This is a genomic window from Leisingera sp. ANG-S5 (assembly GCF_000813925.1).
Taxonomy (GTDB): Bacteria; Pseudomonadota; Alphaproteobacteria; order Rhodobacterales; family Rhodobacteraceae; genus Leisingera.
In genome coordinates this window covers 49,422-75,088 of sequence record NZ_JWLH01000006.1, presented here as the reverse complement: position 1 = coordinate 75,088, position 25,667 = coordinate 49,422, and the positions used below count along the sequence as shown (strand labels likewise).

23 protein-coding genes are annotated in these 25,667 nt (G+C 64.0%); 10 read left to right on the top strand and 13 right to left on the bottom strand.

What is annotated here, in order from left to right; translation table 11 throughout:
- Window positions 1-7 precede the first annotated feature (7 nt).
- The 9 genes from tssH to tssA form a co-directional block, all read right to left on the bottom strand.
- The gene (gene tssH, locus RA25_RS11840) at window positions 8-2,731 is read right to left on the bottom strand and encodes a type VI secretion system ATPase TssH (protein ID WP_039172519.1); all 2,724 of its coding nucleotides are present in this window, start codon (window positions 2,729-2,731) and stop codon (window positions 8-10) included.
- Between the two features lies 1 nt (window position 2,732).
- Window positions 2,733-3,788: a type VI secretion system baseplate subunit TssG gene (gene tssG, locus RA25_RS11835; RefSeq protein ID WP_039150170.1), complete on the bottom strand. Its 1,056-nt coding sequence runs from the start codon at window positions 3,786-3,788 to the stop codon at window positions 2,733-2,735.
- Entirely contained in the window at window positions 3,752-5,629 is a 1,878-nt protein-coding gene (gene tssF, locus RA25_RS11830; protein WP_019294623.1) for a type VI secretion system baseplate subunit TssF, read from the bottom strand. The genes tssG and tssF overlap by 37 nt, the downstream gene beginning before the upstream one ends.
- The gene (gene tssE / locus RA25_RS11825; RefSeq protein WP_019294622.1) at window positions 5,629-6,126 is read right to left on the bottom strand and encodes a type VI secretion system baseplate subunit TssE; all 498 of its coding nucleotides are present in this window, start codon (window positions 6,124-6,126) and stop codon (window positions 5,629-5,631) included. Before tssE ends, tssF begins: the two co-directional genes overlap by 1 nt.
- Window positions 6,119-6,922 carry a type VI secretion system accessory protein TagJ gene (locus RA25_RS11820; protein ID WP_039150167.1) on the bottom strand — a complete coding sequence of 268 codons (804 nt, stop codon included), beginning with the start codon at window positions 6,920-6,922 and terminating at the stop codon, window positions 6,119-6,121. The genes tssE and RA25_RS11820 overlap by 8 nt, the downstream gene beginning before the upstream one ends.
- Window positions 6,923-7,014: 92 nt before the next feature.
- Complete coding sequence (locus tag RA25_RS11815; protein WP_152610560.1) at window positions 7,015-7,503, bottom strand: Hcp family type VI secretion system effector; 489 nt, start codon at window positions 7,501-7,503, stop codon at window positions 7,015-7,017.
- Window positions 7,504-7,582: 79 nt separating this feature from the next.
- Window positions 7,583-9,079, bottom strand: coding sequence for a type VI secretion system contractile sheath large subunit (tssC, locus tag RA25_RS11810; protein ID WP_039150165.1), 1,497 nt, complete (start codon window positions 9,077-9,079; stop codon window positions 7,583-7,585).
- Between the two features lie 15 nt (window positions 9,080-9,094).
- Window positions 9,095-9,610 (bottom strand): type VI secretion system contractile sheath small subunit, encoded by a 516-nt coding sequence (tssB, locus tag RA25_RS11805; protein WP_039137234.1) that lies wholly within the window; start codon window positions 9,608-9,610, stop codon window positions 9,095-9,097.
- Between the two features lie 71 nt (window positions 9,611-9,681).
- Window positions 9,682-10,749 (bottom strand): type VI secretion system protein TssA, encoded by a 1,068-nt coding sequence (gene tssA / locus RA25_RS11800; protein ID WP_019294461.1) that lies wholly within the window; start codon window positions 10,747-10,749, stop codon window positions 9,682-9,684.
- A 192-nt stretch (window positions 10,750-10,941) separates the two neighbouring features.
- Between tssA and RA25_RS11795 the strand changes: the two genes are divergently transcribed.
- The 6 genes from RA25_RS11795 to RA25_RS11770 all read left to right on the top strand — a co-directional run bounded on the left by RA25_RS11795 (window position 10,942) and on the right by RA25_RS11770 (window position 15,130).
- Complete coding sequence (locus RA25_RS11795) at window positions 10,942-11,787, top strand: hypothetical protein (protein ID WP_039172538.1); 846 nt, start codon at window positions 10,942-10,944, stop codon at window positions 11,785-11,787.
- 64 nt (window positions 11,788-11,851) lie between these two features.
- Window positions 11,852-12,271: a hypothetical protein gene (locus tag RA25_RS11790; RefSeq protein WP_039172517.1), complete on the top strand. Its 420-nt coding sequence runs from the start codon at window positions 11,852-11,854 to the stop codon at window positions 12,269-12,271.
- Between the two features lie 3 nt (window positions 12,272-12,274).
- Entirely contained in the window at window positions 12,275-12,892 is a 618-nt protein-coding gene (locus tag RA25_RS11785) for a MotA/TolQ/ExbB proton channel family protein (RefSeq protein ID WP_039172515.1), read from the top strand.
- 17 nt (window positions 12,893-12,909) lie between these two features.
- Window positions 12,910-13,323, top strand: a complete 414-nt coding sequence (locus tag RA25_RS11780; protein ID WP_039172512.1) for an ExbD/TolR family protein — start codon at window positions 12,910-12,912, stop codon at window positions 13,321-13,323.
- The gene (locus tag RA25_RS11775; RefSeq protein WP_019294466.1) at window positions 13,320-13,727 is read left to right on the top strand and encodes an ExbD/TolR family protein; all 408 of its coding nucleotides are present in this window, start codon (window positions 13,320-13,322) and stop codon (window positions 13,725-13,727) included. The genes RA25_RS11780 and RA25_RS11775 overlap by 4 nt, the downstream gene beginning before the upstream one ends.
- On the top strand, window positions 13,724-15,130 hold the full coding sequence (locus tag RA25_RS11770) for a DUF4384 domain-containing protein (protein WP_039172509.1): 1,407 nt from the start codon (window positions 13,724-13,726) through the stop codon (window positions 15,128-15,130). Before RA25_RS11775 ends, RA25_RS11770 begins: the two co-directional genes overlap by 4 nt.
- A 317-nt stretch (window positions 15,131-15,447) precedes the next feature.
- Here RA25_RS11770 and RA25_RS11765 read toward each other — a convergent pair whose 3' ends face one another.
- Window positions 15,448-16,941, bottom strand: a complete 1,494-nt coding sequence (locus tag RA25_RS11765; protein WP_342586128.1) for a caspase family protein — start codon at window positions 16,939-16,941, stop codon at window positions 15,448-15,450.
- Window positions 16,942-17,129: 188 nt separating this feature from the next.
- Here RA25_RS11765 and RA25_RS11760 point away from each other — a divergent pair, with 188 nt between their 5' ends.
- On the top strand, window positions 17,130-18,170 hold the full coding sequence (locus RA25_RS11760; protein WP_039172503.1) for an OmpA family protein: 1,041 nt from the start codon (window positions 17,130-17,132) through the stop codon (window positions 18,168-18,170).
- A 708-nt stretch (window positions 18,171-18,878) separates the two neighbouring features.
- Here the strand turns inward: RA25_RS11760 and RA25_RS11755 are convergent.
- Together RA25_RS11755 and RA25_RS11750 are read right to left on the bottom strand one after the other, a co-directional pair.
- Window positions 18,879-20,006: a ParB/RepB/Spo0J family partition protein gene (locus RA25_RS11755; RefSeq protein WP_039172499.1), complete on the bottom strand. Its 1,128-nt coding sequence runs from the start codon at window positions 20,004-20,006 to the stop codon at window positions 18,879-18,881.
- Window positions 20,003-21,307: an AAA family ATPase gene (locus tag RA25_RS11750; protein ID WP_019294470.1), complete on the bottom strand. Its 1,305-nt coding sequence runs from the start codon at window positions 21,305-21,307 to the stop codon at window positions 20,003-20,005. The genes RA25_RS11755 and RA25_RS11750 overlap by 4 nt, the downstream gene beginning before the upstream one ends.
- A 553-nt stretch (window positions 21,308-21,860) precedes the next feature.
- Here RA25_RS11750 and RA25_RS11745 point away from each other — a divergent pair.
- The 3 genes from RA25_RS11745 (at window position 21,861) to RA25_RS11735 (ending at window position 24,423) form a co-directional block, all read left to right on the top strand.
- Window positions 21,861-22,544 carry a hypothetical protein gene (locus tag RA25_RS11745; protein ID WP_039172496.1) on the top strand — a complete coding sequence of 228 codons (684 nt, stop codon included), beginning with the start codon at window positions 21,861-21,863 and terminating at the stop codon, window positions 22,542-22,544.
- Window positions 22,545-22,649: 105 nt separating this feature from the next.
- Window positions 22,650-23,924 (top strand): Vi polysaccharide biosynthesis UDP-N-acetylglucosamine C-6 dehydrogenase TviB, encoded by a 1,275-nt coding sequence (gene tviB, locus RA25_RS11740; protein ID WP_039172492.1) that lies wholly within the window; start codon window positions 22,650-22,652, stop codon window positions 23,922-23,924.
- Window positions 23,925-23,988: 64 nt separating this feature from the next.
- Entirely contained in the window at window positions 23,989-24,423 is a 435-nt protein-coding gene (locus tag RA25_RS11735) for a GFA family protein (protein ID WP_039172489.1), read from the top strand.
- A gap of 299 nt (window positions 24,424-24,722) precedes the next feature.
- Here the strand turns inward: RA25_RS11735 and RA25_RS11730 are convergent, their stop codons facing one another.
- Window positions 24,723-25,634, bottom strand: coding sequence for a MurR/RpiR family transcriptional regulator (locus RA25_RS11730; protein WP_039172487.1), 912 nt, complete (start codon window positions 25,632-25,634; stop codon window positions 24,723-24,725).
- Window positions 25,635-25,667: the final 33 nt, after the last annotated feature.

Here is a 25,667-nt window from a genome sequence, read left to right as displayed (position 1 = left end):
TGTGTGATCATTCGAATGCGTAGGTGAACTCTCCGTCCTTGACGCCTATGGCGACTTTCTCGACCTCCGCACCCTCCATCAGGCGGCGCAGGAACTCATTGGAAATCTCCGGCAGCATGGTGTTGGTGACAATCGCGTCGATCATCCGCCCGCCGCTGTCCAGCTCCTGGCAGCGGTTTACGATCTCTTCGACCACAGCATCGGTGTATTCGAACGGCACCCCATGCGCCTCCTGCACCCGTTTCTGGATACGGCCCAGCTGCAGCTTGGTGATCTCGCCGATCATCTCCGGGCTGAGCGGATAGTACGGAATCGCCACCAGACGCCCCAGCAGCGCCGGCGGGAACACCTTCAAGAGCGGATCGCGCAGCGCCTTTGCCATGCCCTCCGGGTCCGGCATCAGATCCGGATCGGAACACAAGTCCATGATCGTCTCGGTGCCAACGTTGGAGGTCAGCAGGATCAGCGTGTTTTTGAAGTCGATGATGCGGCCTTCGCCGTCTTCCATGACGCCCTTGTCGAACACCTGGAAAAAGATCTCATGCACATCGGGGTGCGCCTTCTCGACCTCATCCAGCAGCACCACGGAATAGGGCTTGCGCCGCACCGCCTCGGTCAGCACCCCGCCCTCGCCGTAACCGACATAGCCGGGAGGTGCGCCTTTCAGCGAGCTGACGGTATGGGCCTCCTGATATTCCGACATGTTTATGGTGATGACGTTCTGTTCCCCGCCGTACAGCACCTCGGCCAGCGCCAGCGCGGTTTCGGTCTTACCGACGCCAGACGTACCGGCCAGCATGAACACGCCAATCGGCTTGTTTGGGTTATCCAGCCCGGCGCGGCTGGTCTGGATCCGCTTGGCGATCATCTTCATCGCGTGATCCTGGCCAATCACACGCTGCGCCAGCCGCTCTTCCAGGTTCAGGATGGTCTCGATCTCGTCCTTGACCATGCGGCCCACCGGGATGCCGGTCCAGTCACCCACGACCGAGGCCACCGCCTGATGGTCGACAATCGGCAGGATCAGCGCGCTGTCTCCTTGCAGCGCTTCCAGCTCCGCGTTCTTATCCTTCAGCTCCTGCATCAGCTTGGCGCGTTCTTCATCCGACAGCGGGCTATCGGCGGCGCCCTCCGCAGCGTCGTCCCCAGCATCTGGGGCAGCATCCACGGGCGCGGCCCCCTCCCGGAGCTTGGCGCGCAGTTCCAGAATGCCCTCGACCACCGCCTTTTCCTTGTCCCAGCGTTCGGTCAGGCCTGCCAGCCGTTCCTCTTCGGCAGCCTTGGCTGCTTCCACCGCCTCGCGCCGGTCGGCAACCTCATAGCCCGCGGTCTCGTCGCGGCCGATGATCTCCAGCTCGGTGGTCAGCGCCTCGATCCGGCGCTGGCTGTCATCGACCTCGGCCGGCACCGCGTGCTGGCTGACAGCGACCCGCGCACAGGCCGTGTCCAGCAGGCTCACCGACTTATCCGGCAGCTGCCGCGCCGGGATATAGCGCGCCGACAGGCTGACGGCGGCCTCGATCCCCTCGTCCAGCACCTGCACCCGGTGGTGGTTTTCCAGCATCGAGGCGATGCCGCGCATCATCAGGATCGCCTTCGGGATGCCCGGCTCCTCAACCTTGACCACCTGGAAGCGGCGGGTCAGCGCCGGGTCTTTCTCGATGTATTTCTTGTACTCGGCCCAGGTGGTGGCGCCGATGGTGCGCAGGGTGCCGCGCGCCAGCGCCGGTTTCAGCAGGTTTGCCGCATCGCCGGTGCCTGCCGCGCCGCCCGCGCCGACCAGCGTGTGCGTTTCATCCACAAACATCACAATCGGCGTCGGGCTTGCCTGCACTTCGTCGATCACCTGGCGCAGGCGGTTTTCAAACTCGCCCTTCATGCTGGCCCCGGCCTGCAGCAGACCCACGTCCAGCACCAACAGGCGAACATCCTTCAGAGCGGGCGGCACGTCGCCGCGTGCGATCCGCAGCGCAAAGCCCTCGACCACAGCCGTTTTACCCCCGCCCGCCTCACCGGTCAGGATCGGGTTGTTCTGGCGCCGCCGCATCAGGATATCGACGATCTGGCGGATTTCCTCATCCCGGCCCACGATCGGGTCGATCTCGCCATTGCGGGCCTGTTCGGTCAGGTCGGTGCAGAACTGCTCCAGCGCCTCGCCCTTGCCCATCGCGCCCGGCGCCATCGACCCCGAGGCCTCGCCCGGTTCCGCCCCGCCGCCGGTGACATTAGAGCCGTCCTGCGCCCCCAACCGTTCCTCGGGCGAGCCATCGGTGGCCTCGTGGAAGTTATCGGCCAGGTCATCAGCCCCAATCTTCGCCAGCTCCGGCGACATGCTGGACAGGATGTTGCGCAGCGCCGGCGTCTTCAGCATCCCCAGCAGCAAATGGCCGCTGCGCACCTGGCCCGCGGAATAGAGCAGCGAGCCCCAGACCCAGCCGCGTTCCATCGCGTCCATCAGATGGTCCGAAAGGTCCGAAATCGTCGAGGCTCCTCGCGGCAGCATGTCCAGCGCCCGGGTCAGCTCGCTGGCAATCTTGCCGGTGTCCAGATCGTAATGCTGGATGATCCGGTGCATGTCGCTGTCCTGCTGTGCCAGCAGCTGATGCATCCAGTGCACCAGTTCCACATAAGGGTTTCCGCGCATCTTGCAGAACACGGTTGCGCTCTCGACGGCCTGGTATCCCAGCTTGTTCAATTTGCCAAACAGCGCCACGCGGCTGATCTCGGTCATCTCAAATCCCTCCCTCTACAGGCATCTCAGCCCCGGCGCCTAATCCCGGGTACAGGTACAAATCATTCACATCCGGCTGATCCGCATCCGGATCCGGGCGCGAGCGCACCCAGCTGGTATGCCCCAGCCGCGTGGTGCCGCCCAAGGATGCCCGCGGCACCTCGTCGCCCGCCAAAACAAGGTTCACATCCCAGTCCAGCACATCGCCGGCATAGGACCGCACAATTGCCCGCAGCCGGTTCAGGGCCGCGCCGCCCGGCAGCAGCCGTTCGTAATCTTCCAGTTTCAGCGGCCCGATGCGGATGCGGAATTTCGCGGTGCGGCTCCACACCTTGTCGCCGATGCTGGTGGTCTGCCCCAGCCCGCCATAGCCCAGCTGCCAGCGGTCGTCCGGCTCCAGCTCCAGCCAGCTGCCGACATATTCCTCCAGGGAGACCGGCACCTCAAAAAACGCCGACAGGATCGACACCAGCCCCTCGGCGTTCTTGGCCCCCTTCGCCAGATGGCCTGCAAAATGCAGCTTGGCCAGATCCGGCATGTCGTCGCGGCTGGTGAACTTGAAGCCGTTGTAACCGATCAGCGACGCCACCTTGCGCGCCATCGGGTCATCCGCCCGGTCAAAGCTGACCGCGGGCGAGCCTTGCGTCCAGGCCCGGTACAAGAGGCTCATCAGCCGGTGCGTCAGCATATCGGCAAAGGCCACCATCGTCGGGTCGCGGTGGTTGCGTTTGCGGTCGCGGGCGTATTCGGTCAGGTGCAGCGGCAGCGGGCCTTGCGGGCCAAACAGCCCGAAGAACCGGTTGGTCAGCACCGCCGGCTTGTCCCCCTCCGCCGGTTTGAACGCGGCAATGGTCGAGGGCGGAAACGCCAGTTCCGCCTCTTGCCCCAGACGCAGCCGGTCCTGCCGCGGCCGACGGCTTTCGCCCAGGCGCGGGGCGTCATCGAAATGCGCCTCCAATACCCTCAGGGCCTGAAAAACGTGGTGCTTTTCAGGGTCCATGGCCAGCCGGCCATAGAGGCTCAGATCATCCGGCCGAGGCCCTTTTCCGGTCGCCATCTGGCAATTTCCCCGCGTTTTTCGGTTTTCAGGACGGTCTCCGTGAACGAGTTGATGCTGGCATAACCGCGGAAGAACCGCTCCAGCACGGCTCCCAGCGCATAGATATTGCTGCCCTCGAAAAAACTCTCGTCAAAGCCCAGGGTGATCTCGAGACCCCGCACCGCAGTGGACAGCACCTCGTCGGTCATGCGCCGCACGATGGGCCGGGCGCCGACGGACAGGATGCCCTCCAGCTGCTTTTCCGTCACCCGGTCGCCCAAGGGCGCATAAAGCCCGACCAGCTCGCGCAGCGCCTCCGCCGACTGGCCCTTGCCGGTTTCCGCGATTGAGACATAGTTAAGGCTCAGATGCGAAATCAGCCGCCAAGCGGTATCGCCCTGCGCCAGGGTGGGATGCGGCCGGGTCGGCGACACCGGCAGCGTCACCTTCTTGACCGGGCCGCCTTCGGGCAGGTGGAATACATCGTCATTGCCGGTCGCCAGCAGCATCGGCAGATCGCGGTTGGTGCACAGTGCGTTGACCGCCAGCTGCTCCAGCCCGGCGGAATAGGGCGCCTGCGCCCGGTCCACCAGCGTCAGGAACACTTCCGATCCCAGATAGGAACTGCGCACCCCGCGCAGGCGCTCCTTCTCCGACCGCTGCCGCATCCGCCGCTTGACGGTGTAATAGGCCGGGTGGCTCTCGCCTGCTGCGGTGAAATCATTGGCGGAATAGAACGGGCGGAAAATTACGTCATCCTCCCCCTCGCCGCTGATCCCGGTCACGCTCTGCAATCCGTAAATCTCGAAATCGAGGCCCGCAGTGCGGTTCGGAATCACATGATGCTCGGTATCAATCGGCGAAATCCGCACCCGGTCGCAACGCTTTTCGAACAGGTTCACGGCCGGCACCGCGTTCAGCTTGAACACCTCTGGCACCACGATCGGCGCAATCTCCGGCATCCCTTCGCGCAGCAGGATATAAAGATCCACCTCATCGCCCGCGGATTTCTCCAGGCCCGCCTGCAGCCCCTGCAGCTCGACAAAGCGGAACCGCTCCGGCATCGCAAAATATTCCTGCAGCAGCCGGTAGCCGTCATAGACCCGGCGCGGCAGCGGCAGCAGCGCCTCCTCGGGGCTGAATCCCTTGTGCGCCACCTTGGCACCGCGCAGCGGCAGCTGCCAGTCGGCCCGCCGGTCGGTGGAGCGGGCGACAATCCCCTGCACCTGGGTGCACAGCAGTTCCAGCAGCGGCCAGCTGTTGCCCGCCTCGCCGGTCAGGTACAGCGACAGCTTGTCCATCTCCAGCTTGCTGATCGGATCGCCGTCGATCCGCTTGATGCGCAGCCGGATGCCTGCCCGCGCGTCATACCCGGTGGCAACCCCTGCCGCCACCAGCTCGCCGCGCCCGTCAATATACTGCGCCTCGGTGATCTGGATCGGCCACATGGTCAGATCGGCAGAGGTGCGGAACTCGCAAGGCGTCTGCTCGCCCTCAGTCAGCCGCGAGCGCAGGGTCGATCCGCGCTTCAGCACATAGCCGCTTTTCACCGCCGAATTCGCCACATCCGGCTCAAACGCCGCGATCATCATCGAGGGCGTCGGCGCCAAGTAATGCGGGTAGATGATTTCCAGAAGGTTGGAGGTGAAGTTCGGATACTGCAGCTCCAGTTCCAGCTGCACCCGCGCGGTCAGAAACGCGGCGCCTTCCAGCAGCCGCTCCACGTAAGGATCAAGAACCTCGACCCCTTCCATGCCCAGCCGGGCCGCAATCTTGGGATAGGCGGCAGCAAACTCCGCGCCCATATCGCGCAGGTAGTTCAGCTCATTCTCGTAATGGGTCAGCAGCCGTGTATCCATCACATGGCCCTTTCCATCTGAACTTCGCCGGTGGTCAGATCAACCTTGCTGCGCAGATACAGTTCCAGCGGCATCGGCTGTGCCCACATGTCGGCGCGGATCTCCAGCCCCACGGTCATCTCGGTCGCATCCGTTCCATCCTGCAGGCGCACGTCGACAGAGCCTTCGATGATCCGCGGCTCATAGGTGGCAATCGCCCGTTTGATCGACCGGCGGATCGCCTCCGCCTTCTCGGTGGTCGAGGCCTCGCCCGCCACCTCGATCAGCCCGTAGTTCAGCACAGACTTGGACACCGACGGGTATTTCTCCGCATCAAAATGGCTTTCGACATTCTGGGTGTTCAAGAGCCAGGACAGATCGCGCTGAATGATTTCCCGCAGCCGCACAAGGTCGATCACCCGGCTCTCGCGGGTTTCCTTCTGATCGCCAGGCGCATTGTCGGTCAGCCGGTCCAGCAGCGAGGGCTGCAGGCGCTCGGCCAGTGTCTTGTCAGCCATTCTCTTCGCCGTGCCCATCCATCCGGAGTGTGCGCACGTCCATGATGGCAATGTCCTCATCGCCGATCGCCAGCAGCCGCTGGCCCAGACCGGTATAAGTTTCTTCGCCGGCATCCTCCCACACGGTGGCGCGTGCCAGCATCGACAGTCCGTCGGCCTTCTCGCTGCCGGGATAACGGGTCGGGATCATTGCCGCCACTTCACCGCCGCCCGCCAGGGTCAGCGTGCCGGCTGTCCAGACCGCATCGCGCAGGTCGCTCGGCTCTTCCGCCTCAAAGGCGACGATCTTGGAAAACGGCAGCCAGTAGTATTTGCCGTTGATCACCGCCTCCAGCACCGGACCCAGCCGCATGTCGGCGTCCGCAATCCATTCGAACCGCTTGCCGTTCACTTCGCCCGGGCTGGCCGGCGCGGCATCAAACGCCTTGGCGCGCAGCTCGGCGGCTTCTTTGGGATTGCCGGTTGCCAGCAGTTTCTGCGCCTCGATCAGATGTGCCAGCCATTCTTCCGGCTCGCCCAGGATCAGCGGCGACTTTTCACCCGCAAACACCTTCTCGCGGTAGACCTCGCAGATGATCGCCTCGCGGTAGGCCTGTGCCATCACCGTGGCGCCTTCATCCAGTCCCGCCGCCGCCTTCAGCTGGGCAATCGCACGGTTCCAGTCGCCCAGCACGCACAACAGCTGGAACAGGAACACCCGCAGCTTCGGATTGCTCGCATCCGCGCGGATCTTGGCTTGCAGCGCCTCCAGCGCCGCCTTGGGATCACCAGCTTTCAGATGCTCTTCGGGGGTCATGGGGCTCTACTCCGCAACGGGGATGGATGCTGCAAATACGTCAGAAAAAACGGACCCCGGGCATGTAATATACCCGGGGTCCGCCAATTGGTTTACTCGACCTTGCCGGTCTGCACGTTCCACTTGAAGGTGCCTTCAGTGGTGAGTTTACCAGTCTTCTGGTTGGTCGACTTGTACTCATGCTCAATCGCGGCATAGGCCAGCGACCAGGTTTCTTCCGGAATGCCGTCTTCGCTGGCAGAGATCGAGTAGCTGTCGACAACCACGTCTTTCATCTTCCAGACCGAATAGACCAGCAGGCCCTGGCTGGCGCTGTCACCCGAACGGCACCAGTGCATGATGATTTCCGGACGGACGGTACCGTTGGCAACCGACAGCGCCAGATCGTTCGATGCCTTGCCCATCTGCGAGGTCAGCTCGATCTTGCCGAAGTTCGAGTTCGCGTGCATCCGCTGGGTGGACCCCAGGTCGGTCATTTCAACCGCGCGCTCCACGTTCCAGCTCGCCGACTGGATCACGATCCACTTCTTGTGGTTCTCCTCGGTTGCATCGCCTTCGATGTCCGAGATCTGTACGAACATGTTTGCAGCCATTTTGCTATCCTTTCAAAAATATTGAACTCTACTGCACTATGCTTGGTTAAGGCTGGGGAGTGGAAAATCAGCCTCCTTTTTCCGAGGGCAGTTTCGATACCAGACGCAGCGAGACGGAAAGCCCCTCCAGCTGGTAATGCGGGCGCAGGAAGAATTTTGAGGTGTAATACCCCGGGTTGCCCTCGACCTCTTCCACAACCACTTCAGCTGCGGCCAGAGGTTTGCGCGCCTTCTCGGTCTCCGAAGAGATGTCTGCGTTGAAATCAACATAGTTGTTGATCCAGTCCTGCAGCCAGGACTCCATGTCCTGACGGCTTTTGAACGAGCCGACTTTGTCCCGCACCATGCACTTCAGATAGTGCGCGAACCGGCATGTGGCGAACAGATACGGCAGCCGCGCGCCCAGATTGGCGTTGGCGGTGGCGTCCGGATCGTCGTATTCGGCCGGCTTGTGCAGCGACTGCGCGCCCATGAAGGTCGCAACATCGGTGTTCTTGCGGTGGATCAGCGGCATCATGCCGTTCTTCGCCAGTTCCGCCTCGCGCCGGTCGTCGATGGCAATCTCGGTCGGGCACTTCTGATCGACGCCGCCATCGGTGGTCGGGAAGGTGTGGCTGGGCAGGTTCTCCAGCGTGCCGCCGCTCTCGACGCCGCGGATGCGCGAGCACCAGCCGTACATCTTGAACGAGCGGGTGATGTTCACCGCCATGCCATAGGCCGCGTTGACCCAGCCGTATTTCTCGCTGCCGGCACCTGCGGTGTCTTCCTCGAATGCGAACTCCTCAACCGGATCGGTCTTGGAGCCATAAGGCAGACGGCCCAGGAAGCGCGGCATCGCGAGCCCGACGTATTTCGCATCTTCGCTGTCGCGCAAGCTGCGCCATGCGGCATATTCCGGGGTCTGGAAGATCTTGGTCAGATCGCGCGGGTTCGACAGTTCCGCCCAGCTGTCCATCTGGAACAGCGTCGGCTTGGCGCCGGTGATCAGCGGCGCATGCGCGGCGGCTGCAATTTTGGACATTTCGCCCAGCAGCTCGATATCCGGCGGCGAATGGTCAAAGTGATAGTCGGCCACCAGGGAGCCATAGGGCTCGCCGCCCAGCTGGCTGAATTCCTCGGTATAGATCTTCTTGAAGATCGGCGACTGATCCCATGCCGTGCCCTTGAACTTCTTCAGGGTCTTCGACATTTCCTTCTTGGTGATCGGCATCACCCGGATCTTCAGCTGCTCATCGGTCTCGGTGTTGTTGACCAGATAATGCAAACCGCGCCAGGCGCTTTCCAGCTGCTGGAATTCCTCGTTGTGCAGGATCAGGTTCACCTGCTCGGTCAGCTTCTCGTCAATCGCCGCAACGATGCTCTCGATCGAGCGCAGCGCGTCATCGGAAATCAGCGCGGTGTTAGCCAGCGCCTGCTCGGCCAGGGTCTTGACCGCGCTTTCAACAGCGGTCTTGGCCTGGTCCGACTTGGGACGGAATTCCTTCTGCAGCAGGCTCGCGAATTCGGCAGAGCCAAAGGCGGCTTCACCAGCAGCGGCTTCCGCCTGGAGTTCTTCTTCAGCCATCTTCGTCCTCCGCTCTTATTCTTCGCTGTCGGCTTCGCCGCCGGGTTTCGGCTGCGCGGCCAGGGTTTTCAGCAGGCTCGGGTCCTGGATGATCTTGGAGATCAGATCCTCGGCACCGGTCTTGCCGTCCATATAGGTCATCAGGTTGCTGAGCTGGGTGCGCGCTTCCAGCAGCTCGCGCAGCGGCTCCACCTTGGCAGCAATCGCGGCGGGCTTGAAATCGTCCATGCTCTCGAAGGTGATGTCGACCGCCAGATTGCCCTCGCCGGTCAGCGTGTTTGGCACGGTGAAGGCCGCGCGCGGCGCCATCGACTTCATCCGGTCATCGAAGTTGTCCACGTCGATTTCCAGGAACTTGCGGTCCGCAACGGCGGGCTGCTCCACTTCGGATTTGCCCACCAGGTCGCTCATCACGCCCATCACGAAGGGCAGCTGCACCTTCTTCTCGGCGCCATACAGCTCCACGTCATATTCGATCTGGACCCTTGGTGCCCGGTTGCGGGCAATGAATTTCTGTGAACTTCCGGCCATCTAGGTCTCCTTACTCGTCTTGCTTTCACGGGGTCCGCAGCAGGTTCCGCCGCAGAAATTCCCCGTGTCCGTCAGTCGTCGTCTTCGTCAATCCCGCCGATAAGGTGGACGTTCTCCACCCCCTGCGGGGCCATGTCATTCATGATGGTGAGGAAGTCGGCCCCCACCAGCCGCTTGCACCGCTCCAGCAGGATCGGCAGCGGGCTGGAAGGTTCCGCCCGCCGGTAATAGCTGATGATGCGGTCCAGCGTGTTGGACACATCCGCGTGCGAGTTGATTGCCCCCGGCGCAGACGGCATCGCCCGCCCGCCAGCAGCCGGCGCTGCGCCGCCGCTGTCCTCCGCGCCGTCCTCTGCCGCCTCATCTTCCGCAGCATCATCCTCGGCGCTCAGATTGGCATAGGTGCCGATCCGCTTGCCGATCTGCTGCAGCAGCTTGATCAGCGCGCTCAGGTCCGGGCCCTGCCCCGGCGTCTGCTCGTCGAACACGGCAGAGATCGCGCGCACGTTCTCCTCCGCCGTCTTGACCGCAGCCAGCCGCGCCGCGACGATTTCCTCGTCGCTGTCCTGAAACGCCGCGCCGATGGTGGCGCTGTCCGGCACATGTTCCATGTCCTCCGGCGCCGCCATCACTCCTTCGGCAATTTCAATGTCGCGCAGGCAGAACCGGCCAAAGCCGCGGCTCTCGCTCAGCGGCGCCCGGCGCAGCGACCGGTAGAGCGGCGAAGCCCCCGCCATCCCGTCCGGCTGGCCGCACAGATCCTGGATCGCATTGATCCGCATCGTCGGATCGCCGTCGTCCTCGTCCAGCTCCGGATGGCAGGTCTCCCAGAACTCTTCCAGGCAGCCGCGGATATAGGTGGTCACATCGGCAAAACCGGGCAGCCCTTCGGAGTGCAGCAGCGCGTCGCCCAGGAAAACGGCAGCGCGCAAATCGTGGCTGCGCTCCAGCACCTCAAGCGCCTTCTTCTGAACTTCGCGGTAGTCGGGATCGGTGGCCTCGATGGTCTCGTTGCCCACCACCGATTCTTCGCCCGGCTGGGCCGCCAGCTCCATCTCGGTGAAAGCCGGGTCATATTCGAGGTTCTCACCGCTAGGGGCATCATCCCCTTTGGATTGCAGCAATACTGCAGGATCCATCTTCTTTCGCCCCCCTGGGTGCATTCTTTTTTGGTCACGTTCCTGTGTGGTAACGTAACGGAAAGCAGGTGCCACTCTTTTCGGGCCTGGTGGTTAAACCTGCGGAAACCTCAAACAATAACTTGACCCCAAGAGAGCCTTATCGCCATCCTAATGTCAAACCTTTTCCAAGCATTCAACAGCGGCTGAATGATGAGTATTGATCGTATTTCTGGCAAAGAAGTCAAAGAGATGGTTCGCGAGGGGGCGAAGAAGCGGATGAGTTTCGCCTTCTGCCTGGACGCCAGCAAGGACCCGCTTCTGATGATTCAGCCGGGTAAGAAACCGGAAACCCTGAAAACACCGATGAAGAATGCGGGCGGCGGCCCGCCCATGGCCTGGGGCACCTATGTGGTGCGTTCCGGCGACATGGAGATGATCTGCGAAAGCGCGCCGCAGCGCATGGTCAGCGAGCTCAAGAAATTCTTCAAGCGCAACCCGGCCAAGGTCAACGTGCTGTTCTACGATGACGGCGGCAACCTCCTGGACAGCCTCAAACCCGAGGCCTCCGGCGGCCAGGTGACAGAGGAAGACGCCTCCGACATTTCCGCCACCGGCATCGACGCCAAGGCCATCGCGCCGCTGAAGCGCCGCCTGAAACGCATCCAGCCGCGCATCGGCCTCGCCCCCGGCCCGCTGGAGCTGAAGCTGAAACGCGCCCTCGCCAAATCGGTCAGCCTGATCAACGACGGCCGCCTGCAGGAGGCCGAGACGATGATCGTGGTGATCGAACGCGCCGTGGCCCGCATCGGCGCCGACCGCGAGGATGAGGCCAAATCGATGAAGCGCGGCCAGCGCGAAATGGACCAGCGCTCCCTTGGCGCCCAGGTCAAACGCGCCCAGTCTCTGCAGGCCAATGTCGCCCGCGCCCCGGGCAAGGTCCGCGACCGGCTGGGCCGCGCGCTGCATGTGGCCGCCCGGCACCTGAAACGCCGCGACCTCGATTCTGCCCGCGACGCGATGGACAAGATTGAAAAGGCCCTGACCGCCCTGGTCTGACCCCGAACGCAGCCCGGCCCGCAGCGGTTGCGGGCCGGGCATCCACCGGACCCCGGAGACCGTGATGCCCATGACCCGTCTACTGACTGCCCTCGCCCTGATCTGCCTGCCGCTCACCGCCGCCGCGGAAACCGGCCCGCTGCACGTTGAGCTGAACAAGACCGAAGAAATCGAGGGCGGCGGCTGCCGCGCCTTCTTCCTGTTCCGCAACCAGACCGGCAAAAGCTTTGAGGGCTTCGAGATGTCGCTCGCCATCCTCGATGGCCAGGGCGTGATCGACCGCCTGCTGTCGATCGACGCCGCCCCCCTGCCCGTCCAGCGCACCACCCTCAAACTGTTCGAAATTCCGGAAACCGCCTGCGGCAACATCTCCGAAATCCTGCTGCACGACATCACCTCCTGCCAACCCCAGAACGAGGATCAGATGGACTGTTTCCCGATCCTCGAGCTCACTTCCCGCGCTGCCGCGCCGCTGGTGAAATAAGCCATGGCCGGCACCTGGGATATGCTCGGCACCGGCGGGCCAGTGATCGTGATCCTGGCCCTGATGTCGCTTCTGTCGCTGACGGTGATTGCCGTCAAACTGATCCAGCTCTGGCCGGTGCGCTCCGGTGCGGACGCCCGCGAACAGGCCTTGACCCGATGGAAAGACGGCGACCGCAAACAGGCGCAGGACAGCATTGCGGGCGGCAAATCCCCGGCAGACCGGGTGATGACCTACGCCATGCAGGCCCTGCAGGAAGGCCTGCGCGGCCCGCTCTTGCAGGACGAACTCACCCGCCGCGGCAATGAGGAAGTCAGCCGGATGAATTCCCTCATCCGCCTGCTGGAGCTCATCGCCATGGTCTCGCCGCTGCTTGGCCTTCTCGGCACCGTCCTCGGCATGATCCAGTCGTTTCAGGAACTGGAACTGGCGCAGGGCGCCGCCAATGCCTCGGTCCTGGCCGGCGGTATCTGGCAGGCGCTGCTGACCACCGCCGCGGGCCTGCTGGTCGCCATCCCCGCCGCCATCGCCGCAGGGCTTTTCGCCGCCCGCATCGACGCCGCCGCCCAGGCCATCGAAAGCGCCGCCGGCCGCCTGCTGCTGATCGACGGGTCGCGCTGACACGGGGGAACGCCGCCATGATGATCAACCGGCCCGCCCGACCCCGCGCCCTGATTTCGCTGGTGCCGATGATTGACGTCATGCTGATCCTCTTGGTGTTCTTCATGGTGACCTCCACCTATCTGAACCTTGACATGATCCCGGCGGTGAAACCGTCCGAGGCCACCGCCGCGGGCAGTCCCCAAACCCCGGTCGGCACCCTGATGATCCGCCTTGGCGCTGACGGCGTGCCGGTGCTGCGCGGCTCCGCTCTGGACAGCGAAACACTGCAGGCCACTCTCACTTCGGCAGTCGCAAACGAACCCCTCACCCAAGTGGTCATCCTCCCCTCCGGTGCCGCGCAAACCCAGGCGCTGATCACCGTGATGGACGCCGCCGCACTGGCCGGGGTCACCCGCCTGCGCGTCTTGCGGCTGGAGGCGGCACAGTGAAACTCAACCGCCCCGCCCGAAACCCGCATTCAGAGACCATCATCGCCCTGATCGACGTGGTGTTCTTCCTCTTGGTGTTCTTCATGCTGATCGGCCGCATGGACGCCACCGCGCCCTTCGACGTGCGCCCCGCCACTGCGGTCACAGGCCGCGACATGCCCGCAGGCGGCATCACCCTCGCGGTCTCCGCCAGCGGCGACCTGGCCCTCGACGGCGAAGCGATTGCCCGCGACGCCCTCTCCCCTGCCCTCTCAGCCCTCTTGGCAGACGACCCTGCCTTACGCCTGCGCATCAACGCCCACCGCACAGCCGAACTGCGCAACGTGCTGCCGCTGGTGGCCCAGGGCGAAGCACTGGGATTCACTGACGTGGTGCTGGTGGTCACCCCGGAAACCGGCGGATGAGCCGCGCCCCGGCGATATGGGCTCTGGGGCTTGCCGCCTCTGCCCTGGTCCACGCTGCGGGCGCCGGCGCGCTGCTGATCTCACTCACTCCAGACCCGCTGCCGCAGCAGCCCACACCCGAAAGCAGCCTCAACCTCCAGGCCCACCGCATCCCAAGGTCTGAGGCCGTGCCGCAAGCGGCAGAGAGCGAACAAGCCCCTGAAAGCAAAGCCCAATCCCAAGGCCTCGCCGCAGGCAGCATTCCCCAGTCCAAGGCGCAGCCCAAAGCCCCAGCCGCGGACACTCTCACCCCGGCGGCAGCCAAGGCTCCCCCTGCCGCGTCCGCCCAGGCACCGGCAGACCGTCTCGCCAGCGCCGCCCCCGCGGCTGCCGCCCTGCCCGCCGCCGCAATGGCCCCTGCCCTGCCGCTCACCGGTACCGCAGCTCCGCTGGCCACCATTCCTGCCGTACAACCGGACACAGCCGCCCTGCCGCAGACCGCGCCAGCCAGCCAGCCTAGCCCCCAGGCACAGCCGCAAGCCACCGCCCTGCCCGGCACTGCCCTCAATCCGCAGCAAACCCCGCCTGCAACCCCGGACGCCCCCCGCATTAAGGCCGCACTGGCGTTCCAGGGCGGCTCCGGCGACATCGACCCGGTCTCACTCGCCGCCTTCCAAAGCTTCATGCAGCCCGGCGATGCAGTGGCAGAGGGCGATCCACTGCGCGACGGCGTCTCCGGCATCCTTGCCGCCGTGCCCTGCGCCCGCCTGCAGGTTGCCTTTGTCCCCGAAACCGCCACGCTGGAGGTCCGCGGCCACCTGCCCGAGGATGGCCTCCGCTCCCCGGTCCTGGCCGCCCTTCAGGCACAGATGGGCACTGACATCACGGTATCGGACCAGATGCGCCTGCTGCCCCGCCCGCAATGCGGCGCTCTGGCGGGTATTTCGAACGTCGGCCTGCCGCAAAGCACCGACCAGATCACCAATCCGCTGCTGGTCGGCAGCGACGCCCACGCCCGCGTTCTCGACTATTCCGGCGGCGCGCGGCTGTTTTTCGACCTCACCGCGCCGGACTACCCGGCCTATGTCTACGTGGATTACTTCGACGCCGGCGGCGCGGTGCTGCATCTGTCGCCAAACGAGCTGGTGCCGCTGGCGCAAGCCGCCCCAAAAACCGCCCTGCGCGTCGGCGCCAAGGAGGCCGGAGACCCCGGACTGCAAATCACCGTCGCGCCGCCCTACGGCCAGGAAATCGCCGTCGCCTTCGCCGCCTCGCATCCGCTCTATGACAGCCTCCGCCCCCTCAGCGAACCCGCGGAACCTTATCTGGAATTCCTGCGCGCCCAAGTGGCCGCCGCCCGCGCCGAACACGCGGATTTCAAAGGCGAATGGGTCTATTTCCTGATCACCACCCACGCCCCGTGACGCCCAAGCACTCCCGCGCCGGCAGAACCGTCCTTTTCCGGGTCAAGGGCTGCGCCAGCAGCCGCGCGGCACGCGCGGTTTACCCTTGACGCGGAAAAGGACGGAACACCATGGACATAGCGCCTTAAGGGCAAACCTGCCCTTAAGCGCTTCTCAGCCGGGAAAACCCCGTTTCCACCAGGAAATACGCGGTTTGCTGAAGCGCCCCCGCGCTGTGCGCAGCACAGCGCCACGCCCAACTGCGAAGGCGCATTTGCCAAAATGCACCTGCACGGGCGGGAGCCCTCCCCTGCCCTGCTTGATCAACACCCGAAAACCTACTGGCAGCCGCCCGCGGCCCAGCTCTTCAACACTTGTTTCAGCGCCCCGCCAAACGGGTGCTGCTTGCCCAGGGAGCGCTGCATGTTGAGGCTCAGATAGGTGTTGCCCTGGGTGCACAGCCGCTCCCGCGTCCACTGGTGGCAATTGCCGCAGGACTGGCCCTTCCAGTAGCTGTCCGGCAGGCCTTCGACGGGTGGAAACGACGGCGAGCGGGTCACCACCTCCGCCAGCGTCAGCCCGGAAATCTCCGCAACACCCGTGTGCAGCGGGCTTGCATAGGTCACAGGCCCAGCCTCTGCCAATTGCACCGCCTCCTGCTCCACCTCCGGCACCACAGCCGGCGCGTCACCGCCCGCCGCAGGGTCCTGCCCGGTGCCTGCCGCCAGCGCCGCAACCTCAGCCGCGGCCATTTCAGCGAACTGCCCCTCAGGGTAAGCCATCAGGTAAGCCTCATAAGCCGCCTTGCTGCCATCCCCCTGCGCCGCCTGGTACATTGCCGTCTCCGCGTCCTGCACCGGGTCCGCGGGCGCCTCTGCAACCGCCGCCCCACCTGTTTGCAGCTCCTCCTGCACCAGCTCCGCCAGCAGCACCCGCGCCTCATCAGCATAGCGGCCATCGCCATAGCCGCGCAGGAACAGCATGATCTGCATCGCATCCCGCGACGCCTTGACCGAAGCCCAGACCTGCGCCTCTTCCATTTCCGCCGCGCTTATCACTGGCTCCGGCGCCGCCGCCGCAAAGGTGAAGTCACTCACCAATGAGGACGTGTCCCAAGGTGTCTGCCTGCCGCCGCTCTGCTCCAGCACCGCCCGGCGCACCTGCTTGAACACTTGCTCCACCGGCGCCCCCGGCACCGAGATTTCACGCGCCAGCGCCTCGGTGAAGGGGCTGTTTGCCCCCTCCCCGTCCAGCGCCACATCACCCGGCGCGGTGGCATAGGCCAGGAAGGTGCCGGTCGGCGCCTTCATCTCCGCAAGACCGCTTGCATTCAGATCCGCCACCGCCTCAAACGGATTGTTGCGGCAGGCGTCCAGGATCACGATATTGGTGCGGTTCCTGGCCGAGGCCATCTGCCGCAGAACCGACTGCGCCTCAATCGCCATAAGGTCCAGATCCGCCGCATCCGCCAGCGCCACATCAACCGGCAGCAGGTAGTTGCTGCCAAAGCTCTGCACCCCGTGGCCGGCGTAATAGAACAGCCCCGTCGCATCCTCGCCGGCGCTGCGCAGCTTGCGGCCGAACTGGGCAATCGCGCGCTTCATCTCGATCTGCTTGGCATCCGCCGCCAGGGTCACGTCAAAGCCCAGCCCCTCCAGCACCTCTGCCATCAGCCGCGCATCGCGCACCGGATTGTCCAGCGCTGAGACCGCGCCATAGCTGGAGTTGCCGATCACCAGCGCCAGCCGCTCCTCAGCCAGCGCCATCGCGCCCCAGCAGGCCGCCGCAACTGCCAGCAGCATCAGCCGGACCCGGATCATCAAAACTTGCACCTGTCTGCTCCACTTCCCGCCCCAGCATCCGTCCGCGCAGGGGCTGCTTCCCAATTCTTAAGGGTATTTGGTTACCAAACTATCGCGTCCCTTGCGCCCGGCAGCAACTCTGCGGTTAGTCTGGGCGCATCATTTCTGCCCTGGCCCGCAGGCCGGGACCTCACTTCCAGAAACCCGGATGGACCCGCATGTACCGCTTAACCCTTTCAATCATAACAATTTTCCTGCTACTCATCCGTCCGGCACTGGCCGCCGGCCCGTTCGAGGGCGGCTGGCAGCTGACCCCCGAATCCTCTGCCATCCGATTCATATCGATCAAAAAAGGCAGCATTGCGGAATCCAGCCGCTTCGCCGCCTTCTCCGGCAGCATCTCCGAGGCCGGGGAGGCCAAGATCCACATCGCTCTGGACTCTGTCGACACCTCCATCGACCTGCGCAACGTGCGGATGCGGTTCCTGTTCTTTGAAACCTTCACCTACCCGGAGGCCGTGATCACAGCGCAGATCGACCCGGCGCATGTCGCCGACCTTGCCGCAGTGCAGCGAACACAGATCGACCTGCCCGTCACCCTGTCGCTGCATGGCGTCACCGCCGATCTGATCATCCCGGTAGCGGTAACACTGCTGGGTGAAAACCGGGTTGCCGTCGCCACCGTGCAGCCGGTGATCCTCAAGCTGGAAGACTTCAACCTGATTGCAGGGAAGGAAAAACTGGAGGAAGCCGCAGGCGTCACCATCACCCCGGTGGGGCTTGTCAGCATGGACCTGATGTTTGACCGCACCGGTACAGCCACGGCCGCTGTCCCCGCGGGGACAGTCACCGCAGGCGCCTCTGCCGCGCTGGAAGCCAGCGGCGATTTCAGCCGCGAGGCCTGCACCGGCCGGTTTGAAATCCTGTCGCAGGGCCGCAGCGTCAACTTCGCGCCCTCCACTGCCCGGCTCGATGCCAATTCCCGCGACTTCCTGAACAGCCTGTCGGACATCATCCGCCGCTGCCCCGGCATGGTGGTTGAGGTCGGCGGCCACACCGATAGCCAGGGCAAGGCGGCCTGGAACATGACGCTGAGCGAGAAACGCGCCGCGGCGGTGAACCAGTACCTTCAGCAAATGGGCATCCCGGCAGAGCGCCTAGTCGCTGTCGGCTACGGCGAAACCACACCGCTGGTGCCCAACGACACGGTGCAGAACCGCGCCAGGAACCGGCGGATCGAGTTCAAGGTTCTGAACTGAACCACTGCTGTCCCCGCGGGGACAGTACTTGAAAACCTGCAGGACCCGGCCCTCAAGCCGGGTCTTTCTTTTGACCCGCGCTGCATCCCGCAGGTGTTTTGCGCATCTGTCCCCGCGGGGACAGACTGGGTTATCAACGAATACAGAGGGGGTAAAATGCCCCACTCTACGGCGGCTCTGCCACACAGAAAGGCAGGCGTTTCCACCCGCTGCCAACAACCTCTCCAAGAAAACCGCGAGCGGTTTCAGCAGCGGCCAGCCTCGCCTTTCTGACCCTGTCCGGCGTTGTCCCCGCGGGGACAAAACGCAAATCCCGGGCGGAGCAATCAGGTTTCACCCGCCTGTCCCCGCGGGGACAGGTTACCCGCCTGACACGCTGCGGCAGGCGGAGCGCCCATGAACCAGCTGCGGGTTGCTAGGCCCAAACGGTCAACCAGACGGGTATGGCGTCATCGCAGGGTGGGCGTTTCCGCCCACCGCAACCGGTATCCAGACACTTGTCCCCGCGGGGACACATCATGAAAACAGGCTCAAACAAGCGGATTAGGCACTGAATCTATCCCTTCGTCCCGCCCATCAGACCTGCCTGTCCCCGCGGGGACACCTGCTGAAAACCCGTTTCGCGCCGCCACCGGACAACAAAAAAGGCCCGGCATTTCTGCCGGGCCTCCGTCGTTTTCCGATGCTGTCCCCGCGGGGACAGAGGTGTCAGCTGTCTTCTTCGAGGGCCGCAAAGAACGCAGCAATCGCGCCTTCCAGCTTGTGCCGGTCGATCTCCGAGAAGTCGCGTTCCATCGCCATTTCGATCTTGCCGTCGCGGGCCTGGCACCGGACTGTCCCCGCGGGGACAGTGCAGCGCAGGGTGGTCTTGGCCACACCGGGGCGCGGTGCAGAAGCCGCGCGCGGCGCGTTCTTGCGCTTGCCTTCGGCAAAGCTGCGCAACACTTCCAGCTCCGCTTCCTCCGTTGCGGGCTGCACCCGCGCCAGCGTGTCACGCAACACCTGAGCGTTCATCGCGTCCGCTTCCAGCCGCTTTTTCAGCTCCAGACCCAGCGCCCGGGGAATCGATTCGGCGAACTTCAGATGATCGCCCACCGCCTTCAGCACCTGGGCGAAATGGCGGATATAGATCCGCTTCTGGCGGCCGGCAGAGGCGTAGAGGTCATTGACCGCATCCTCGATGGTCTCTGCGCCGGTCTGGGTGTCCTCGGCATAGCGCAGTGCCAGCTGAGCCATCTCGGCAAAGGAGATGTCGCGGCGCACCAGGTTCTCGTCCACCATCCGGCGGTAGAGGGTCTGCAGCGTGTCGCCATTGGCCACCAAACCCGCGGGGATATGCGCGTAGGAGTGATCGTCGGTTTCGTTCAGCAGCTCCCAATAGGCCTTCATCCGGCGGTAGCCCTGGATCAGCTCATACTGGCCGTTCTCCAATGGCTCGACCCGGATCGGGTTCGACAGGCCAACCGCCTTGATCGACGCTTTCAGCTCCTCCAGGTCCGGATCGCGCTCCTCCTTACGGTCGCGGATCAGTTTCTTGGTGCAAATCATGCCGATCGGGATCCGGTCGACCACCAGCCCCAGCTTCTTCAGCCGCACAAACTCATGCGCCAGCCGGTCGTTTTCATCGCGGATTTTCTGCTCCGCCTCTGCCCGGCTGCGCAACGCATCTGCGTTCTCGGAGATCGCGGTGGCCATCGGCCCGCGGCGCGGTTCAGACGGTTTGCGCATCCGCTGGTCCGGCTTCTGGACGGCGGTCTGCGCGGGGGCAGTTTTTGTTTCAGAGGGTTGGTTCGGTTCAGTCGGGAAGTCGATGTCGAAGACTCTGCGTTTGCTCATGCCTCATCCTCCAGTTTTTCCCAGGCTTCCAGCGCGTAGGCCTTGAATTCGTCATAGGCCTGATCAAACGACGCCCGCGCACGGCGCCAGGTTTCGCGTGTCATGTCCCGGTAATCGATTTCGTAGATGGAACTTAGGAAGCGGCCCGATTGTTCGACTGCGCGGGTCATCTCGATCGGGTGCTCCGTCATCCTACCCTCAAAAACCTTCATAAATGCCGAACGCATCGCACGGTGCAAATCGTTACCGCTTTCGTAACGGGTCAGAAGGAAGCGGACGTCCTGGAAAACCTTGGGCAAAGCAAATGTCCCCGCGGGGACAACGCCGTTAAATGCCGACAAATCCTCCAGCGCCTCGGACAGCTGGCCGATGAAGGAGGTGGTGGAGTCATATTCCCAGTAACCGGGGCCGGAGGGGATATAGAGCATGTCGGCGGCAAAGACCGCGTTCATCGACTGGTAGCCGATGGCGGGCGGGCAGTCGAAGATCATCAGGTCGTAATCCTCAGACGGCAGCTGGTCGAGGTAGCGGGACACGGCCGCGAAGAACGACCACTCCGGGTTCAGGTGCCGGTACTGGGCGGAGGCGAATTCCACAAACGCCGCATTGGCGCAAGAGGGGATGATGTCGATGGTCGGCCAGCTGGTGGGCTTGACGAAATCGCTGACCCGCAGGTCCTGCAGCCCCATGCCGGTGATCGCCTCGGGCAGCTGGCGCTGGGGCAGGGCGGTGCCGGACTCGGCGCCCTGCAGCGAGGCGTTCATCCGCGTGGTCTCGCGCACCAGGTCGCGGGCCATAATGCCCCAGACGGTGTAATCCTCGGTGACGTCGCTGAGACCCATGGAGTGGGACAGGGTGGCCTGCGGGTCGAAGTCGACGCAAAGCACCCGGTAGCCGTCCAGCGCCGCGGCATGGGCGAAATGCAGGGCCACGGTGGATTTGCCCGCCCCGCCCTTGAAGTTGGAGATCGCCACCCGCAGCGCCCGTTTCCCCGCGGGGCGCTTGGGCAGCAGGGACTGCCGGTTGATCTTGATGCGGCGGCGCAGCTCGTTGATCTCCTCCAGCGAATACCAGCGCTGGCGGCCGTCCTCCTCGACATGGCCCTGGGGCAGGGAGGGGTCGGTGGCGAGCCGTCCCCGCAGGGTCGACTGGTTGACGCGGAAGATCAGCTCCGCCACTTCCCAGGAGGAGAACCGGCGCAGGGTCTTTTCCATTTCGGGAGAGAAGGTCTGCTGGCGGATCCAGCTTTGCATCTTCAAGGATTGGGCCTGCATCTTGGACAGGTCTTCGTGCGTAAACATCGCTGCTCCTTAGCCTCACACGGTGTTGTTTTTTGAAAGCGTCCATTTCTGCAGGACGCTAATTCAGCCTCAATATCCATTTACGCCGAATTTGCAAAAAACGCAAAAGCAAATATGGTTGGGAAGAGCGTCCTGTCCCCGCGGGGACACATCTGCAAAAGGCCCAGTGAAATAAGGGCAGGGGCGATTCGTGAGGCAGGCGCCAAGCGATTCGTTTTACTGGATTTTTCTGGGGTTCAGACGCCAGATTTAGGGGGACACCCCGGACCGGGATACAGCAGATTGGGGGACATTTTGGCGCGAATAGGGGACATCCAAGCTGTCACCCAATACCATAGATACCAATTTTTCTTTCGAAAAAGGGATTGGGTCTGAATTCAATTCCCGCCAGCGCTTGACAGAATCGGAATTCCGGACGCAAATCAGGTACAACAAACAAATAGCGTTGAGTTCAGGGCAAACCGGCCAGCGCCATTCCTGGCAAAAACCCCGGGAGCACTTGAGGCAGCATATCCCGGCCCAGGAGGGCAGGGAGGGAGAAACGGGGGCAGCAATGCTTGCCAAACGGCCTGCGGGGCGCAACGCCTCTGCATTGAAGTATGACATCCTCACGGCGATGGGGGCTTATGCGCTTGGCCAGGGCAAGGGGGCGCAAAAGCTGGTTCTGCGTTTCATGACATTGATGACGGCACGCTACAACTGGCAGCGCGATGAGCTGGCCGTCGGGCAGCGGGAGATTGCCCGGCTGTGGGATGTCGACGAGCGCACGGTGAAGCGCGAGATGGCGAAGCTGCGCGGCATGGGCTGGCTGGTGGTGAAACGCCAGGGTGCGCGCGGGCGGGTCACCGAATACGGGATTGATCTGGAGCGGCTGCTGGCCGACACGCAGGAACGCTGGGATGCGGTGGGGCCGGATTTTGCGCACCGGATGCAGGGCGCGGATGAGCCTGCGCCGAACGTGGTGCCCTTGCGCCCCGGTGCGGTGCCGCCTGCGCCGGATGTGTCGGACGGCCATGAGTGGAGCCTTGCCAAGGCGGTGCTGCATGCGGAAGACCCGGCGAATTATGCCTCCTGGGTGCAGGGGCTGGAGCGCGCGGGCCGGGCAGGGGGGCGGCTGGTGCTGAAGGCGCCGAGCCGGTTCCATGCAAACTACGTGATGTCCCATCTGATGCTGCGGCTGCTGGCGGCCTGCCGGGATGTGGACGGCGGCGTCTCCGCGATTGTTGTGGAGGCGTGAGGCCGAAACCGCACGCCTGCGGTTGAACCCCTTGGGGCCAAGGCATTATGTGGGCGGGCAGGGGGCTTGGCGTAACCAGCCCCGCGGAACAAGGAGCAGCCGGACATGAGCGGCGCGCAAGACAAGATCTGTGTCATTGGCCTCGGCTATGTCGGGCTGCCGCTGGCGGCGGCCTTCGGGCAGCAGCGGGCGGTCACGGGGTTTGACATCGACCCCTCCCGCATTGCTGAGTTGCGCAAGGGTGAGGACCGTACCCGGGAGCTGGAGTCAGAGGAACTGGCGGCAGCGGAATTCCTGCGCTTTACCTCGGACCCGGCGGAGATTGCGGACTGCTCCATCTACATCGTCACCGTTCCGACGCCGGTGGATGCCAGCCACCGCCCGGACCTGGGGCCGCTGCTGGCGGCCTCGGCCATTGTGGGCAGCGTGCTGAAACCCGGTGATCTGGTGATCTATGAATCCACCGTCTATCCCGGCGCGACTGAGGAAGATTGCGTGCCGGTGCTGGAGGCGCGGTCGGGTCTGAAATTCAACGCGGATTTCTTTGCCGGCTATAGCCCGGAGCGGATCAACCCCGGCGACAAGAAGCGGCGGCTGAAGGATGTGGTGAAGGTGACCTCAGGCTCCACGTCTGAGGTGGCGGAACGGGTGGATGCGCTGTACCGCGAGGTGGTGACGGCAGGCACCCACAAGGCCGCAAGCATCCGGGTGGCGGAGGCCGCCAAGGTGATCGAAAACAGCCAGCGGGACATCAACATCGCGCTGGTGAATGAGCTGGCCAAGATCTTCAACAGGATGGGCATTGATACTCAGGCCGTGCTGGAAGCGGCTGGCACCAAGTGGAATTTCCTGCCGTTCCGCCCCGGTCTGGTGGGCGGGCACTGCATCGGTGTGGACCCCTATTACCTGACGCACAAGGCGGAGCAGCTGGGCTATCACCCGGAGATCCTGCTGGCGGGCCGCCGTCTGAACGACGGCATGGGCGCCTATGTGGCGGGTGAGATGGTCAAGGCGATGCTGAAGCGCGGCCTGCCGGTGGCGGGTGCGCGGGTGCTGGTGATGGGGCTGACGTTCAAGGAAAACTGCCCGGACCTGCGCAACACGCGGGTGATTGATGTCGTCCGCAGCCTGGAGGAGTACGGCGCGGTGGTGGATGTGTATGATCCCCACGCAGACCCGGATGAGGCGCAAGAAGAATACGGCATTCCGCTGGTATCCGAGCCGGGGCAGGGGGCCTATGCCGGGGTGGTTCTGGCGGTGGCGCATTCCGAGTTCCGCGCGATGGGCGCACAGGCAATCCGGGCCTTGGGGTCCGAAGGTGCGCTGCTCTATGACCTGAAATATGTTCTGGCGCCGGACGAGGCGGATTTGCGGCTCTAACTCGGGAAACTCCCGCCGACGCTTGATTTGCTGTATCCTGGCGGTGTCAGCAAGGAGTCCGGCTATGAGTGATGTTCTGGAAGGCCGCTGCCTGTGCGGTGCTGTGAAAATCCGTGTTGAAGGGGCGCATGATCCGCATCCCGGGGCCTGCCATTGCCGCATGTGCCAGCGCTGGAGCGGCGGGCTGTTCTTGTGTTTCGAGGCTGATACCGAGGCGGTGAACGTGGAGGGGCCGGTTGCACGCTACCAATCCTCTGCCTTTGCCGAGCGGGCGTTCTGCAGCACCTGCGGTTCGCATCTGTGGATGCGGGACGTGGACAAGGACGGCGGCCCCTATGACCTGATGCCGGGGCTGTTTGATGACGCGCTGGCCTGGCCGCTGAGGTCCGAGATCTATGCCGACCGGGCGATGGCCGCGGTACGGCTGCAGGGGGATCACAAACGGGCCACCCGGGACCAGTGGGAGGCGCAGAATCCGTTTATTGATGGCGATGTCTGAGGTCTTTAAACAGGAACCGCAAGCATAGGGAACAGGTTTTGCATAATTGGGACGTGAGCCGGACATATGAGAATGTAGACGGAACCTGCCGGGTTGAATTTCAGTTCAATGCTGGCAGCAGGCTCTATCGGTATTGGGTAGGTAATTGGTGGCCCGCTTGCGATGAGGACGAGGGTGTCCTGGGGGACGGGTATTGGGCTTGCTCCGGGATATCTGGCTATTTCGGCAGCTTGGAAGAATGCGAGCGTGAGGCAAAGGCCAGTTTGAGCTGGTTGCCGGACAGTGGACAGGTTCTTTGATCAGCGCCCAACCCGCGGCAGTTTCGGGCCGCTCCAATAGGCGCCGCTGTCCTGGCGCAGGGCGTCATAGGCTTCGATCCTTCGCCGGGCGTCCTCGCCGCCGGCCTCGATCAGATGGGTGAGCAGGCATTCCAGCACGGCCATGGCGCCGCCGACGGCGCCGAACGGGTGCAGCGCGTTGGCGGCCACCGCCAGAACATGGTTAGTGCGGATGCCGGGGGCGATCACCTCGCTGTCGGAGATCAGGATCACCGATGCGCCGCGCTCGCCCGCCAGCCGCAGCGCCTGGATGGTGCCGGCGGAGTAGGGGGCGAAGGTGAGGGCGATCAGGCAGTCCTCGGGGCCTATGTCCAGCAGATCGTCGAGCGCGGCGCCCATGTGGCGGGGGACGAGGTCCAGCGAGGGCAGGGCCATGCGGCCGACGTAGTGGAAGTAATAGGCCAGCGCGTAGGACGACCTGGTGGCGGTGACATAGCTGCGGCGGGCCGTCAGCAGCGTGTCCACGATGGCCTGTGTCCGTTCCGCTGTCATCAGCCGCAGGGAGCGGGAGGTGATGTTCAATTGGTTGTGCGCGGCGGCGGCCTGCAGCTTGGCTGCCGGGCCTTCGTCCTGCATCCGGTCCAGCCAGTCCTGGCCGAGGTCGGCCTCATGCGTGGTGGTGAGGGCAGCGCGGAAGGGAGCGCGGAAGGCCTCGAACGTGTCATAGCCCAGGTGCTGAGCAAGGCGGACAAAGCCGTTGGCGCTGATGCCGGTCCTTTCGGCGGAGGTGCGCACGGTGTCGAGGCCGAAGTCGCCGGGGTTGTCGATCACGTATTTTGCTGCCGCCTTGAGCTTGGGCGGCAGTTGCTCCATCTGGTCCTTCAGATGCTGGATCAGACGGGCGGTTTTCCGGGGGTCGAGATGCGGGTCCATGTGCCGTATCAGAGCAGATGTGCGGAAAATGGC

Coding starts and splice junctions, on each gene's coding strand:
- RA25_RS11795 (WP_039172538.1), top strand. CDS start 10,942: ATGAGTATTGATCGTATTTCTGGCAAAGAAGTCAAAGAGATGGTTCGC.
- RA25_RS11815 (WP_152610560.1), bottom strand. CDS start 7,503: ATGTTCGTACAGATCTCGGACATCGAAGGCGATGCAACCGAGGAGAAC.
- RA25_RS11785 (WP_039172515.1), top strand. CDS start 12,275: ATGGCCGGCACCTGGGATATGCTCGGCACCGGCGGGCCAGTGATCGTG.
- tssC (WP_039150165.1), bottom strand. CDS start 9,079: ATGGCTGAAGAAGAACTCCAGGCGGAAGCCGCTGCTGGTGAAGCCGCC.
- RA25_RS11770 (WP_039172509.1), top strand. CDS start 13,724: ATGAGCCGCGCCCCGGCGATATGGGCTCTGGGGCTTGCCGCCTCTGCC.
- RA25_RS11760 (WP_039172503.1), top strand. CDS start 17,130: ATGTACCGCTTAACCCTTTCAATCATAACAATTTTCCTGCTACTCATC.
- RA25_RS11735 (WP_039172489.1), top strand. CDS start 23,989: ATGAGTGATGTTCTGGAAGGCCGCTGCCTGTGCGGTGCTGTGAAAATC.
- tssF (WP_019294623.1), bottom strand. CDS start 5,629: ATGGATACACGGCTGCTGACCCATTACGAGAATGAGCTGAACTACCTG.
- RA25_RS11730 (WP_039172487.1), bottom strand. CDS start 25,634: ATGGACCCGCATCTCGACCCCCGGAAAACCGCCCGTCTGATCCAGCAT.
- tssE (WP_019294622.1), bottom strand. CDS start 6,126: ATGGCTGACAAGACACTGGCCGAGCGCCTGCAGCCCTCGCTGCTGGAC.
- tviB (WP_039172492.1), top strand. CDS start 22,650: ATGAGCGGCGCGCAAGACAAGATCTGTGTCATTGGCCTCGGCTATGTC.
- RA25_RS11790 (WP_039172517.1), top strand. CDS start 11,852: ATGCCCATGACCCGTCTACTGACTGCCCTCGCCCTGATCTGCCTGCCG.
- tssH (WP_039172519.1), bottom strand. CDS start 2,731: ATGACCGAGATCAGCCGCGTGGCGCTGTTTGGCAAATTGAACAAGCTG.
- tssG (WP_039150170.1), bottom strand. CDS start 3,788: ATGGCGACCGGAAAAGGGCCTCGGCCGGATGATCTGAGCCTCTATGGC.
- RA25_RS11755 (WP_039172499.1), bottom strand. CDS start 20,006: ATGAGCAAACGCAGAGTCTTCGACATCGACTTCCCGACTGAACCGAAC.
- RA25_RS11820 (WP_039150167.1), bottom strand. CDS start 6,922: ATGACCCCCGAAGAGCATCTGAAAGCTGGTGATCCCAAGGCGGCGCTG.
- RA25_RS11780 (WP_039172512.1), top strand. CDS start 12,910: ATGATGATCAACCGGCCCGCCCGACCCCGCGCCCTGATTTCGCTGGTG.
- RA25_RS11750 (WP_019294470.1), bottom strand. CDS start 21,307: ATGTTTACGCACGAAGACCTGTCCAAGATGCAGGCCCAATCCTTGAAG.
- tssA (WP_019294461.1), bottom strand. CDS start 10,749: ATGGATCCTGCAGTATTGCTGCAATCCAAAGGGGATGATGCCCCTAGC.
- RA25_RS11745 (WP_039172496.1), top strand. CDS start 21,861: ATGCTTGCCAAACGGCCTGCGGGGCGCAACGCCTCTGCATTGAAGTAT.
- tssB (WP_039137234.1), bottom strand. CDS start 9,610: ATGGCCGGAAGTTCACAGAAATTCATTGCCCGCAACCGGGCACCAAGG.